Origin of the sequence: Streptomyces sp. NPDC058469 (assembly GCF_042721125.1) — a bacterium.
Taxonomy (GTDB): Bacteria; Actinomycetota; Actinomycetes; order Streptomycetales; family Streptomycetaceae; genus Streptomyces.
The window spans coordinates 37,022-50,353 of the sequence record NZ_JBHXME010000070.1 but is presented as its reverse complement, the minus strand read 5'-3'; the positions used below and the strand labels follow the sequence as shown (position 1 = coordinate 50,353).

11 protein-coding genes are annotated in these 13,332 nt (G+C 71.5%); 5 read left to right on the top strand and 6 right to left on the bottom strand.

All coding sequences use genetic code 11. The annotated features are described in order from the left end of the window. From ACFWP5_RS27465 to ACFWP5_RS27455, 3 genes are all read right to left on the bottom strand, one after another. A partial coding sequence (locus tag ACFWP5_RS27465; protein WP_384161910.1) for a carboxypeptidase regulatory-like domain-containing protein occupies nucleotides 1–2,456 on the bottom strand: 2,456 nt, incomplete at its 3' end. A gap of 68 nt (nucleotides 2,457–2,524) precedes the next feature. Beyond that, entirely contained in the window at nucleotides 2,525–2,731 is a 207-nt protein-coding gene (locus tag ACFWP5_RS27460) for a hypothetical protein (RefSeq protein WP_384161907.1), read from the bottom strand. Nucleotides 2,732–2,840: 109 nt separating this feature from the next. Continuing rightward, nucleotides 2,841–5,837, bottom strand: a complete 2,997-nt coding sequence (locus ACFWP5_RS27455) for a helix-turn-helix transcriptional regulator (RefSeq protein ID WP_384161904.1) — start codon at nucleotides 5,835–5,837, stop codon at nucleotides 2,841–2,843. 362 nt (nucleotides 5,838–6,199) lie between these two features. Here ACFWP5_RS27455 and ACFWP5_RS27450 point away from each other — a divergent pair, with 362 nt between their 5' ends. Beyond that, entirely contained in the window at nucleotides 6,200–6,868 is a 669-nt protein-coding gene (locus ACFWP5_RS27450; RefSeq protein ID WP_384161901.1) for a helix-turn-helix domain-containing protein, read from the top strand. A 275-nt stretch (nucleotides 6,869–7,143) separates the two neighbouring features. On the opposite strand, the gene ACFWP5_RS27445 is transcribed toward ACFWP5_RS27450, so the two are convergent. Then, a complete protein-coding gene (locus tag ACFWP5_RS27445) occupies nucleotides 7,144–7,980 on the bottom strand; it encodes a helix-turn-helix domain-containing protein (RefSeq protein WP_384161898.1) in 837 nt (278 codons plus the stop codon). Between the two features lie 112 nt (nucleotides 7,981–8,092). Between ACFWP5_RS27445 and ACFWP5_RS27440 the strand changes: the two genes are divergently transcribed. After that, entirely contained in the window at nucleotides 8,093–8,704 is a 612-nt protein-coding gene (locus ACFWP5_RS27440; RefSeq protein WP_384161895.1) for an NADPH-dependent FMN reductase, read from the top strand. Here ACFWP5_RS27440 and ACFWP5_RS27435 read toward each other — a convergent pair. After that, nucleotides 8,692–11,022 (bottom strand): FUSC family protein, encoded by a 2,331-nt coding sequence (locus ACFWP5_RS27435; protein WP_384161892.1) that lies wholly within the window; start codon nucleotides 11,020–11,022, stop codon nucleotides 8,692–8,694. The two genes, ACFWP5_RS27440 and ACFWP5_RS27435, sit on opposite strands and share 13 nt — an antisense overlap. Nucleotides 11,023–11,309: 287 nt before the next feature. On the opposite strand from ACFWP5_RS27435, the gene ACFWP5_RS27430 reads away from it, so the two are divergent. From ACFWP5_RS27430 to ACFWP5_RS27420, 3 genes are read left to right on the top strand one after another with little or no spacing between them, the layout of a single operon-like run. After that, nucleotides 11,310–11,702 (top strand): hypothetical protein, encoded by a 393-nt coding sequence (locus tag ACFWP5_RS27430; protein WP_384161889.1) that lies wholly within the window; start codon nucleotides 11,310–11,312, stop codon nucleotides 11,700–11,702. A gap of 42 nt (nucleotides 11,703–11,744) precedes the next feature. Next, the gene (locus ACFWP5_RS27425; RefSeq protein WP_384161886.1) at nucleotides 11,745–12,245 is read left to right on the top strand and encodes a sigma-70 family RNA polymerase sigma factor; all 501 of its coding nucleotides are present in this window, start codon (nucleotides 11,745–11,747) and stop codon (nucleotides 12,243–12,245) included. Further along, nucleotides 12,232–12,843, top strand: a complete 612-nt coding sequence (locus ACFWP5_RS27420; protein WP_384161882.1) for a hypothetical protein — start codon at nucleotides 12,232–12,234, stop codon at nucleotides 12,841–12,843. Before ACFWP5_RS27425 ends, ACFWP5_RS27420 begins: the two co-directional genes overlap by 14 nt. A 6-nt stretch (nucleotides 12,844–12,849) precedes the next feature. Here ACFWP5_RS27420 and ACFWP5_RS27415 read toward each other — a convergent pair whose 3' ends face one another. After that, on the bottom strand, nucleotides 12,850–13,272 hold the full coding sequence (locus ACFWP5_RS27415) for an ankyrin repeat domain-containing protein (protein ID WP_384161879.1): 423 nt from the start codon (nucleotides 13,270–13,272) through the stop codon (nucleotides 12,850–12,852). Nucleotides 13,273–13,332 lie beyond the last annotated feature (60 nt).

Here is a 13,332-nt window from a genome sequence, read left to right as displayed (position 1 = left end):
CTCCTCGACGGCCAGGTCCTTGGCGGCCACGCGTTCATGGTGCGCTGGGTCGCCGTCGCGTAGCCGTCGGCGGTGTCGGTGATGGTGGCGGGTGTGATGGCGTCGCCCGTGTTGCCGTCGACGACCTTTCCGGCGACGATGCCTCCGCTCACCGCTGCGCAGGAGCCGACGGTGACGGTGTCGAGCTGCCAGATCGACAGCCCGCTGCCGGAGTAGTGGAAGCGCACCTTCACGTGCTTCGCGTTCGCTGCCTGGGCCAGGGGAACCTCGACGTGGCCCAGGTACTCGGCCGTGTCCCGGTGCCACACCGTGGTCCATGTCGCGCCCGAGTCGAGGCTCAGGTCGACGTCGGCCACCGAGTCCTTGCTGGGGGCGTAGAGGGCGTCGAAGCCGAGAACGGGTGCGTTCTGGCCCGCAAGGCTGAAGGTGGGCGACACGAGTTCGGTGTCCTCGTGGACACCACCGCGGCCCCAGGGGTCGGCGGCGGCCCAGTTCCCGGTTCCGCCCGTGTAGTTGGACAGAAAACTGTCGGCGAAATCCCAGGTGGCGCCATCTGTCCCGTGATCGACGACCGTCCAGCCGTGCTCCGGCGTGGTGCCGGTCCAGCCTCCGAAGTCGGCCGCGCCCGGGTAGGCGTGGCCGGGGGCGACGCAGGCCGTCAGGTCCACGTCCGGCGCGACGTCGGTACGTACGTCGGCCGTGCCCACCGGGACACTCAGGTCCGTACTCCGGTAGCCGGGGTAGACCGGGGCCACATGGACGGCGTAGGTGGCCTTCTCCGGGAGCTCCACGCTGTACTTGCCGGTGTAGGCGTCGGTGTAGACGGCGCCGTTCGGATAGCCGTCGATGGTGATCTTCGAGTACAGGGGCCAGCCATGCCCGCTGCCGTCCTTCACCGTGCCGGACACGGTGCGGGTGGGCAGTTTCACCAGGGTCAGGTCTGCGGTGGTGTTCTGGTTCTCCGCGACGCTCACTCCGGAGCTGGTGTTCTCCTGGTAGCCGAAGTCGGTGGCGGTGATCCGGTAGTCGCCCACCGCCACGGGGAGGCTGTACGCGCCTTCGGCGTCGGTGGTGACGCGGTACTCCCGGCCGCCTGTCGCTACTTCGGAGACGGCCAGCGCCGCACCGGCCAGCGGGGCGCCGGACTCGCTGTCGGTGACGTGTCCGGACAGCGTTCCATGGACGCCGAAGGCGAGCGCGGACACGCCGACCGGGGTACCGAGACCGGTCGGTCCGTCCCAGCCCGCGCCGGCGGTGCACACCACCGTGCCGCAGTCGTCGTTGGAACCTTCGGTCACATCGGTCAGCCCGGAGGCGTTGATGTACGGGTAGGTCACCGGGTAGGTGCCCTCGACGGGGGTGCCCGCCAGCGCGTACATCGCCGTGATCAGCGGCGCGGAGAGGCTGGTGCCGCCGACCTGCAGCCAGCCGTCCCTGCCCACCGTGTCGTACACGGCGAGGCCGGTCGCGGGGTCGGCGACCGCGGCGACGTCAGCCGTCGCCCGGGTGTCGCAGCCGGTGGCGAGCCCCCGCTGATAGGCGGGCTGTGCCTCGTACAGCGAGCAGCCCGATCCGCCGGAGGACCAGGCGGACTCCGTCCAGCCGCGCTCGGTGTCCTCGGTGCGGGTCAGCCGGGTGCCGCCGGCGGCCACCACATCCGGGTTGGTGGCGGGCCAGTTCTGGACATGGCCGGTGTCGCCGGTGGAGGCGACTACGGCCACCCCGGGGTGGTCGTAGTGGTGGTCGTACGTGGTCTCGGAGGCGCTCTCGCTGGGCAGTCCGTAGGAATTGGAGACGTACTTGGCGCCCAGGCGTACGGCGGTGTCGACCGCGGTGCCCAGGGCATCCAGGCTCGCCGAATCACCCTGTACCAGAAGGATGTTGCACGCCGGACAGGCGGAGGACACGGCGTCGAGGTCGAGCGCGGTCTCCAGTGCCCAGCCCTCGTTGTCGGCGGGATAGTCCGTGCCACCGCTCTGATCGACCTTGCGGAAGCAGGAGTTGGCGGTGGTGCACTCGGGCAGCCCGTAGTACGCGCGGTACGCGGCCAGGTCCGCCTCGGCGTGGGAGTCGCCGTACGCGTCGACGATCGCGACCGTCCTGCCCTCGCCTCCGGCGGGAAGACCGTAGGCCGCCTGGATGTCGGCCGGGCCCAACGCCGCGGACGGGGGCGCGCTCGCCTGCGGCCGGACGATGTGGTCGGAGTTGGTGCGCACGTCGGCGAAGCACTGGGCCACGCCGTCCTTGAGGCTCGGGTTGTTGCAGCCGGCCGGTACGTAGTTCTGCGGGACGTTGTCCTGCGGCACGGCGTTGAGCAGGTCGGAGGACTTGGCGGAGTCGGCGTCGGACGAGGAGGCCGAGGCTGTGGGGGTGGCCGCGGCGGCGGCCGGTTGTATCGCGGCGAGGACTCCGGCGCCGAGACAGCCGGCTATGAGAAGGGAGAGGGGAGCGCGCACGCGCGCACGTCTTGAGGACAGCAAGGGGGCACCCTTTTCGTCGCGTTCAGGACCCGATCGGGCCGAGATCAGAGGGGTTCGTAACCGCTGTACGAGTCGTCCGCGCAGGCGGGGTCTGCCGTCGTGTCGTCGGCGGGTACGCCCGGTGCGGCGGGCGTCGGTTCGGGGTGTCGCTCTCCGGTGGGCGGCACTTCGGTGTGCTGCGCTCCGGTGGCGGAGATGTCCGTACGGGCGCTCGGTGCGCCGGACTTCGGTTCGGGGGGTTTGCTGCTCATCCGACGGATGGATGCCTCTCCGGTCATGTCCAGGTGAAGGCGGGCTCTCGGATCCTGCGCGCACTGAGTATCGATGGCTGCCGCGTGGCTTCGCGATGGGGCGGATGACCTAAAGATCGGAGCGCGCGCCGGTGACGTGGCCTTCGGACGGGGTGATTCCGGCCTGTGTCAGGGTGACCGCGAGTGCGGTGCGCGAGGTCACTCCGTATTTGCGCATCGCGGAGTTCAGTTGCGCGGCAACGGTCTTCGGGGATCGGGAGAGTGCTCGTGCGATGGCTGGGTTGGTCAGACCGGTGAGCAGCAGCCGGGCCACTTCCAGCTCGCGCGGGGACAGTTGGTCGCCGTAGCCGCGCCGCCCGCCGCGCCACACCTGTCGTACCGGCGCCCCGGCCGCACGGAGGGCGAGGTGTACCCGGTCGGCGTCGGTCCGGGCTCCCAGAGCCGTGAATCCGGCGTGCGCGCGGGCGAGTTCGGTCAGTCCGGTGTCCCGGTCCCCCGCTGCCAGCAGGCAGCCTGCCCGGCGTTCGGCCGCCAGCAGTGCCTCATACGGCCGGGGCAGGCGCTGCCAGGCGGTGACGGCCCGGCCGAACGCGGCGGCTGCCTCGACGCTGCGGCCCTCTCCTTGTGCCAGCATGCCGCGACACGTCTCCAGGGCGGCGTCCGCTGCCGGCAGGTTCTTGCCATCGAGCCCTTCGGCCAGGTCCGCGACGAACTGCCGTGCCTGGTCCGCCCGTTGGACCGCGAGAAGCGCACCGGTGCGCACCGGTGCGAACTCGGTGGCCCACAGCCAGATGTTCTTGCGGGTCACGACGTCGGCCGGTCCCTCCGTCAGCTCCAGCGCTTCGGCGGCCGAACCCTCGGCGAGCCGGATCCGCGCCAGGGCGGCCGCGGGCTCCAGCGGCAGATCTACGATGCCGCGTCGCAGCCCCGCGTCGAGCACCTGGCGCAGACGCTCCTCGACGGTCCCGATCCCGCCTTCGGTCACCGCCGCGGGGCCGGGATCCGCTCCGCTGCCGCCGACCGCCCCCTCCAGCAGCGCCATGATCAGCAGGGCGTCCAGCTGAAGCACGGGTTCCGCGTCCACCACGGCCAGGGCGGCGGCGCGCTCGGCGAGTCCGTCCCAGGCACCGGTGAACCAGTCCAGGTGCACCAGCGTCACCAGGATCATGTCGTGGAGCCGCTGGTACCGGTGTTGTTCGGCCCTGGCCAGCGCAGTCGTCAGCAGCTGTCTGGCCTCGTCGTAGCGGCCCCAGCGCATGGCCCCGTTACCGATGTTGAGTCCGCTGCGGGCCAGCTGCATCATTCCTTCCGGGGTCGCCGCGGTGTCGGGGAGTTCCGCGGCCACGGCCCAGCCGGCCTCGTCGCCCATGTCCAGCAAGGCGGTCGCCCGGTCCACGACGAGAGCCAGCCGCTGGTCCGCCGTCATCGGCAGCCGGGCCGCGTCGGCCGCCCGGTCCAGCCAACGGCGGTGCTCCCCGGCGGTCATCAGGGTGCTCGGCGGGCTGCCGAGGGTGTTCATCGCCCAGGCGGCCTGGAACGGTTCGTCGGCCAGATCCGGCAGTGCCCTCTCCAGTTCCGCCGCGCCGGCCGCGTACTCGCCTGCGTGCAGCAGCATCCGCCCCAGCTGGGTGCGGACGGCCGCGCGGTCGTGCGGGGCGAGCGCCTCTGTGTCCAGCACCCTGCGCAGCGCGCGGGTCAGATCGCCGCGGCCGACGAGCCCGTTGAAGGCCAGGACCGGCATCTTCTGTGCCCACCGGGCCACCGAGGCGGCGGGCGGATCGCTCTCGGTGAGCAACTCGTGCAGCAGTCCGACGGCGGTGCGATGGTCCCCGGAGGCCAGGGCGAGGTCTGCGGTCCGTTCGGCGTACTGACGCCACTGCCCGGTGTCGCCGGCCTCTCGGTAGTGGTGGGCGAGGCGGGCCACCGGCTGCGGTGTCACGGCCCGCAGTGAGCGGCCCGCCTCTCGGTGCAGGGCTCGGCGGTCGGGCGCGGGTGTCATGTCGTAAACCGCACGGGCGGCCAGCGCGTGCCGGAAACTGACCCGGCCGGCACGGTCCTCGCCGAGCAGTCCGCTGCGTACGGCGGCGTCCACGGCCTGGCCGACAACGTTATCCGGGAGCCCGCTCACCGTCGCCAGGACGGCCGGACCAACCGGTTCGGCGAGCACGGAGGCGGCCTGCAGCACGCGTTGCGCGACCGGGGTGAGTCGCGAGGCGCGCTCGGCGACCGCGTCCCGGATGGTGGGCGGCACAGCGATGTCGTCCAGCGTCCTGCGCACCCACTCACCGTTGCGCCGGACCAGATCGGCCCGGTCGCGCAGCAGTCGGACGGACTCCTCGATCGCCAGCGGCACACCGTCGGTCCGTTCCTGGAGGAACGACGCGAATGCCTCGGAGACGTGTTCCCCGTCCAGCATCGACGACATCAACTCGGCGGTCTGCGGCACGTCCAGCGCGCCAAGACAGATCCGTACGTACCCGGTGCCGGCCGGAGGCCGGGAGGTCAGCCGCATCAGCAAGGACTCCGGCGCCACGTCCTCGGGACGGTAGGTCAGCACCAGGCTCATCCGGCGGGAACGACGGGAGGCGAGGAACAGCAGGAAGTCCAGGGTGGCTTCGTCGGCCCAGTGGACGTCCTCCAGGACCAGCACGCCGACGCCCATGGCCTCCAGAAGCTCGGCGAGAGCGCGGAAGAGCCGGTGCCGGGCAGCGCCCGCGTCCGACAGCGTCTCAGGGGCCGGCGGCAGGTCCTGCGTCCACTCGGGGAACAGCGGCCGCAGCACCCCGGCGAGAGGGGTGAGGGCCAGCTCCGCCACATCGGGCCGCGCATCACGGGCGGCATCGACAACCGGGCCCAGAGTAAGGGCCTCCCGGAACGGGGGGCACATGGCGGCCAGCGGACGACGGGCGGCGATACCGGGCTCGTCCAGTGCCTCCTGGACGAGTCGGCTCTTGCCGATTCCGGCCTCACCCTCGACGAGGACCGCCGCCGACGGCCGGGCCAAGGCGTCTGTCAGCCGGTGCAGTTCGGCCGCTCGGCCGACGAAACGCGGAGCGCTGACGCCGGGCAGCACGCGCGGGAGGCCGTCCTCCGCAGAGCGCTCCATCCGACCGCCTTCCCCATCCCGCCCAGTGACTGCGCGACCCGAGCGCCGACCACCCGTGCGGGCCCCGGCACCGCAGCATGCCACGATCGCCGTGGCGACCGCGCCCAGGTAGGCCAACTACGACTGTTCCAAACGATTCTGAGGCAGCGTCACCTATTGACGGATCGTCAAACACGTGTCGTCGCCGTGTCCCAGCCGGTCTGCGGAGGGGCTCGCGCAACCTCGCCCTGACCGGCGCCGCGATCGCGCTGCCGAGTTCGGTCGCGTTCAGCCGGTTCGACGCCCAGACCGGTCAACTCTCGCCGCTGCTCGCCGCGTTCACCCTCGACATCGGCATCGGGACCGGATCGGCCGGGGCGCCGGTGATCGGATCGGTGTACCGGACACTGCCCGGACGCCTCGTACCGCAGGGCAGCTCGGTGCTGTACATGCTCAACCAGTTGGGCGCGTCGATCCACATCGCCGTCGTGGCACTGCTGACGCAGAACGCCGACGGCGAACCCCACTCCGGCTTCCAGCACGCCTACCTGGCCGTCGTGGCGGCCCTGGCCGTCATGTTCGTCGCCTGCCTCTTCGTCCCGGGCCCCGTGACCGTGGCCCCGCAGGAGCAGCCGGGCGAACCGACGCCGGAACACCCAGGCGCCCGGGTCGACCCCCGGAGAACGTCGAGCAGGCGTGAACGACCGCAGGCCGTGGAAGAGGTGATGGCTCTGTCCGATCAGTGGATCGAGGTCCTGCCGGCCCCCGAGCGCGACCGTCTGACCGTCGCGGAGGTCTGTCGCCGCCACGGGATCTCCCGCAAGACGTTCTACGTCCACCTCGCCCGCTACCGCGCCGAGGGACCCGCCGGCCGGTGCCCCGCTCACGCCGGCCGAAGAACTCCCCGGCCCGTACCGCGCAGGACATCGAGTCACTCGTCGTGCGCATCCGCGACGGGTACCCCCGATGGGGTGCCCGGCGTATCCACAACGAACTCGTTCGGCGGGGGGCGACCGACGTACCGGCCTTGTCGACCGTGCACGCGGTCCTGATCCGGCACGGACTGCTGCCCACGCGGGCGGCTGAGCGAAGCAGCGGGGCGGTGTGTCCGGGGACACCCCGCCCCGCCGTCGTAGGTCCCGCTACCAGGCCACCGGCAGCCGAGCCACGCCCAACGCCAGCGCGTCGTCCCGGTACTCGACGCTGTCGAAGTCGACGGCGAGACGCAGCCCGGGAAAACGGCGCAGCAGCGCCGGAAGCACGATCTATCGTTCCAGGCGCGCGAGTTGCTGACCGATGCACCGGTGGGCACCGTGGTCCGGGGGTGTCAGGAGATGGCCCGGAGCCGACCGTGCGAACGGCGACGGAGTTCGTCGAGGGCCTGGGCCGTGCTGTCGTCCGCGGGCAATAGGACGACCAACTGCTGGGCATCCGCCGGGAGTTCGAGCGTCTCGCGGAGCAGGTGGAGTGCACACCCGGACGGGTGGTCGAGGCGGAGGGTCCCCCGTCGCGGAACCACATGCCGGTTCAGGCGGCGCGTGAAGTCGGGGCCGGCGACGGATGCGAGTTCCGTGGTGAACCACTCGGAGTTCCCCACGGTCGGTCCGAGCCACAGGTCGAAGGCCTGCTCGTCCGCGATGTCGTCCCAGTCCGTGAAGAACGTCCGTGCGCGGGGGTCGGTGAAGACGTAGTGCGTGAGGTTCGGTGTGTCGGTGTCGAGCAGTCCGGTCCCGCCTACCAGCGACTCGTAGCCACTGGTGTGGGCGAGGACATCCCCAAGTCGGTTGGTGACCAGGGCGATTCCGGGTTCGAGGAGACGGAGCGTCCGCAGGATGGACGGACGGACCTCGCGGGGCGGCGGCCCGGGGTGAAGGTGGGCGGAGCATTCGCCGCCGGTGATCTTCGTGAGGTGGCGGAGATGGTCGCGCTCCGACGAGTCGAGGCCGAGCGCGTCGGCCAGGGCGTGTACCACCGCCACCGAGGGATTGCGGTCGCGGCCCTGTTCGATGCGGGTCAGGTACTCGACGCTGATGCCGGCCCGCGCGGCGAGATCCGAGCGCCGCAGACCCGGTGACCGGCGGCGGCCGCGATCGGGCAGTCCCAGCGATCGCGGCTGAACGCTGTCTCGCGTGGTCCGGATGAAATCCCCCAACGGCGAACCCATGCCGTGAGCATACGGCGATGCCCGCTGACCGCGGAGTGCTCAGCGTGGCCCTGCGGGGGCCAGCCTGAGCCCGGTCTGGCTGGGAGCGCGGTGCTGTCCGACCGTGGTGGGCATGGAGAACAAGCCTCACATGGAGAACAGACATCAACTCGTCATCGTCGTCGGAAGCGTCCGCGAAGGGCGGTTCGGCCCGGTCGTGGCCTCCTGGGTCGCGGAACAGGCCGGTTCGCACGGTGTCTTCGATGTGGACGTCGTCGATCTGGCCGAGATCGACGTCCCGTTGGCGCTGCCCGCGGCCTCGCCGAGGCTCGCCCGCGACGACTACCCTCGCCCGGCCGGGATGGCTGCGCTGACGTCGGCGCTGACGAACGCCGACGCTTTCATCGTGGTCACACCGGAGTACAACCACAGCTATCCCGCGTCGTTGAAGGCGGCCATCGACTGGCACTTCACACAATGGACGGCCAAGCCGGTCGCCTTCGTCAGCTACGGGGGTGCCGCGGGTGGCCGGCACGCGGTGCTGCACCTGGAGAACGTGCTGACCGAACTGCACGCGGTGACGGTTCGCGACGGTCTCGCCTTCCCGAACTACTTCACGTCGTGGAAGGAGGGTCGTCCGCTCGATCCTGAGTCCGCTGCCTACGCCCGGACAGTGCTCGACCAGTTGGCCTGGTGGGCGATCGCACTCCGGTCTGCGCGCGATGCCGTTCCCTACCCGGGGTGAGGTCGGTCCGGCAGTTCCCCTGAGGCCGGCGCGGGGCTCGGCTTCGCCGCGGCCGCCAGGCTGGGCTGGAGGCGGCGGGCCGCGTTGAGGTGGTCTGCGGTCCAGATGATGCGGACCGCTGTCGCCGTGGCGTGTCCGTCGTCGCCGCGCAGGTCGCGGCGCAGGGAGTGGACCAGGCGTGCCTCCTCGTCGGGGTCGCGGGACAGCGGAGCGGGCACGGCGGTGTGCCGGCCGAGTCCCGCGGCCAGGTCCCGGTACCAGTCGGCCAACCGGCCGACGGTGTCGAGCAGCGTGAGCCGGGCCTCGGAACGGTCGGGTTCGATCCGTTCCTCACCGCCGTTGCGTTGCCACAGTTCCAGTACCGCGTCCGAGGCGAGGCGCAGTCCTACGACCCCGGTGACCAGGGTGGTCATGTCGGACAGGCGCACCGGCTTGGCGCCGCGTTCGGCGAGGTAGCTGCGGAAGGCGTCGTCGAGCCGGCGGGCCGCGGCGGCCGCCTGCCGGCCCGCCTCCACCGGGGCGTCGGTCGGAATGCAGCCGATGCTGCAACGACTCGCCGCGTACTCCACCGTGTCGGCCAGGTAGCGGGCACTTTCGGCGTACGCCGCCGACAGCGCCCGGTCGACGGCGGCCGCGGCGCCACGCGGCCAGAAGAACAGGCCCACCAGCACGCTCACCCCGCAGCCGAGGGCGATGTCCTCGATCCGCAGCAGCACGATGTGCCAGTCGGGGTCCTGGCCGATGTTGAACAGGATGACGAGGGTGACGGTGAAGGCCGCCTGGCCGGCCGCGAACGAGATGGCGGCGGGGGCGATGCCGGCGATGAGTACGGCGACGGGGAGCAGGAACCAGAGCACGGTGCTGTGGTTGCCGATGAGCTGGAGCAGTCCGGTCCCGATGAGCGAACCGACCAGCGTGCCGCCCAGGGCCCGGAGCGCGTTCTGCCCGGTGTTGAGCGCGTTGGAACGCAGCACCGACAGGGTTCCCAGCAGGACCCAGAACGAGTGCTGGACACTCGTCGCGTTCGCCAGTGCCACGGCGATGCCGAGGCCGAGCGCGCCCCGGAGACTGTTGTGCAGCCAGACCGAACGCGGTTCCAGATGTGCGGCGGCGCGCTCGACGGCGGAGGCCAGCGGCTGTGTCAGTGCGCCGGGTTCCGTGCCCAGCAGCCGCTCGGGCCAGCTGCGGCGCTCGGCGGCCGCGGCCAGATCCACGTTTCCGGCGATCTGGAGGGTGGCGAACCCCAGTTCCTGGGCGCGGAAGGACAGGTCGAGGGTGGCGATGAAGGCGCGGACCTCCGACTCCGTGCCGGGTTTCGGCTGGTGCACGGGCAGTCGGTGGGTGGCGCGGGCTTCCATGCCGTCCATGGCCGTACGCAGGTTCGCCAGGGCGGCACGGAGCGCGTCGGGCGCGTTGCGCGGGGCGTCGAGGATGTCGGCGGCCTCGTCCAGGGCCGTGGCCGCCGCACGCCGTACGGCGTGCGCGTCGGCGTCGCAGGCCCGGGGGTCCTCCCCTGGGGGACCGCTGTCGGCCACGATGGCGCTCAGCCAGGTCAGTTCGTCGACCAGCCGGACCAGTGCGCGGGAGCCGGCGGACAGGCCTGTGGGCCGGTAGAGCGTGGCGTCGAAGGCGGTGCGCAGGTCCGCCGCCGCCGCGGCGGCCTGGCCGGCGGTGACCTCGCACTGCCGGATGGTGGGCGCGTCCGAGCCACCGGACAGCCATGAGGCGTCGGTACGCAGTTGCGCCGCGGCCGCGCGGCAGACCCGGGCGGCGGGTGCGCTGAGCGGGTCCGCGGCGGGCCGGGGCCACAGCAAGGAGACCGCGAGCATGGCCGCCGCCGCCGCGAGGCCCGCTCCGGCGAGCCGGTCAGGGAGCTGTGACAGCGGGGCGGGCGAGGTCACCGGGAGGATGAAGGCAAGCAGCAGTGCGGTCGTCGCGCCCGCGAGGACGGAGCTGACCACGCCGGAGAAGAGGATCAGGAAACCCACCACGACCATGGCGGTGATCGCGAGCCAGGTCGTGCGGGCCACCAGCGTGCCGAGGCAGATGAGTACCGCCCAGGCCACGGCCAGCCCCACGTGGGCGCGCAGGCGCTGCACCATCGGGCCGGTGAACTCCACCAGCAGGAGCATCGAGAACGAGCCGAACGCCGCGTAGGTCGCCATCGTCGCGGAATCCAGCACCTGACCGCACAGGGCGAACAGGGCGGGCATCACCAGCGCGGTGCGCGCGGCCCGGCGGGTCGCCGCGAGTCCCGGATCATGATCGTGCAACCAGGTGGGGATCCGCCCGCCCAGGACGCGCCGAGGTTTCTCCATGCGCCCGCGCACCTCCTGTCGGCCCAACACCCACGTGCCCCGCCGATCACGAGTATCCGACATTCACGGTGCCCGCACATCGCGCCGTCGCGCCGGGCGGGAACGGGGCCGAGTCCGGGCGCCGGACCTTGCGCGGCGGTGGGATGGGTCACGGTTCGATGACGAAGGCCCGCGCAGTGTGCGCCGCGTGACGGTCCGGGGCGTGGGGGTGGTGGGACGGCGGTCGGGCCCGCCCCGACGGGTCAGCCTCTCTGACCTTCCCTCCACGACGAACGTGAGGATGGACAATGCAGCACCGCACGTTGGGATTCGCCGCTCTCGGCGCCGCCGCCTGCCTGTGCGCCGTGTTGGCCACGACGGCACCGGCCTCGTCCGGCCACGGAACCGCATCGCGGACCGTCGAACACGCCCAGACAGTGGTCAAGGAGGCCACGCAACAGAAGACAACCTCCCATGACAAGGCCAAGGACCGATCCTCCGAGGAGAACCGGCAGCTCCTCAGGATCCAGATGGAGATCAAGGGGACGACCGCCGGCCCGACCAGGGCCCAGGTCGCCGAAGCCGACAAGTTGGTCGGGGAGTTGAAGGCGCAGGGCAGGGCCACCGCCGCACAACTGGCCTGGCTGGCGCTGACGCCCGCCGAGAAGCGCGTGGCGGCGGCACCGGTGGGCACGAACTGAGTGGAACGTGACAGTGACGGTGGCCGAGGACGGCGGACCGGCGTGACGGACTTCGAGGAGTTCTACCAGTCGGCGTACGCGCGGCTGGTCGGTCAGCTGTTCTCGGTCACCGGCAGTCTCGAACAGGCCGAGGACGTCGTGCAGGAGGCGTTCATCCGGGCCCTGGACCGCTGGCCCCGGATCCAGGCCTACGACGTGCCGGAACTGTGGGTGCGCCGGGTGGCGATCAACCTCGCGGTCAGCGAGATCCGGCGGTTGCGCCGACGCGCCGCGGCGCTGCTGCGCCTGGGTGCCCAGCGCCCGCTGCCCCAACTCACCCCGCAGACGGTCGAGATCGCCGAGATGCTGCGGCGGGTACCGGTCAACCAGCGCCCTGTGCTGTTGCTGCACGACGTACTGGATCTGCCGATCGAGCAGGTCGCCGAGCAACTGGGCCTGCCGGTGAGCACCGTGCGCGGCAGGCTCGCACGCGCCCGCGCGAACCTCGCCCGCCACCTCGCCGCCGACCCGGAAGGAGCTCTGTCCCACCATGGCCGACCCTGAACACGGTCTACGACAACTCGTCGAGGAGGGCACCCGGTCCGCACGGCAGCCACCCCTCGCGGACCTACGGCGTCGCGCCCGGCGCCGCCGCACAGTACGCGAGGTCGCGACCGTCACCGCCGTAGCCGCCGCGGTGCTGGCAATCTTCCCCCTGGTCGCATGGGAACGATCCGCAACCAGCACACCCGGCCCGACGGCGCCCCACACCCACCCGCCCACGCCCACCGGCCCCGCCGAACCCCTGCTCGCCTCACCGACCGAGACCGTACCGGGCGGCACCGTCACGCTCACGGGCACGGGCTGCGCCCCCGGGAAGGCGGTGACCCTCGGGATCCGCTGGGATCGCGGTGCGAAGCTGAGTCTCTCGATGGAGGAACAGAAGAAATCACCGGGGCAGCCGCAGACAACCGCCACGACTGCCGGAAAATATCAATTGGCCTCGGTCAACGCACTCCCCACCGGATCCTTCGAGGCCAGGGTCAGGATCCCGACCAGCCCCGCGATCAACAAGCCCACGTTGTGGGCCAGTTGCCGGACTTCCTCCCCGTCCCACCACCTCACCCAGTACGTGTCGATCGTCGTCCGCAGCCCTGGCTAGCCCCCGCTAGCGCCCGCTTGCGCCCGCTGCGGTGAGGTGGGCGACCGTCTCGGGATGGGGACCTCTGCGCGCCCATTCCAGGGGCGACCAGCCTGTGCCGTGATCTTCCCGTAGGTTCGGATCGGCGCCGTGGGCCAGCAACTCGCGCACGGTGTCGGCGTGCCCCCAACACGCGGCCGCGCACAACGGCGTGCCCTCCGCGCCGATTCCGCCGCTCTCGGTGTCGGGAGAGGCACCGGCCGACAGGAGCAGCCCGGCGATCGAGGCTCGTCCGTTCACCGAGGCCGCGTAGAGAGGTGTGGTGCCTTCGCTGTCGGCCCGCTCCGGGTCGGCTCCGGCGCGCAGTACCGCAGTCACAACGGCGGTGTCCCCTACCTGAATTGCTCCGAAGAGACGTCTGGAGAGCTTCTTCTGCCGCCGCTGGTTCATGGCCCGAGATTAGGGTCGGGCCGCGCGGCGGAGCCACTCATATCCGCGGCGCTTCACCTC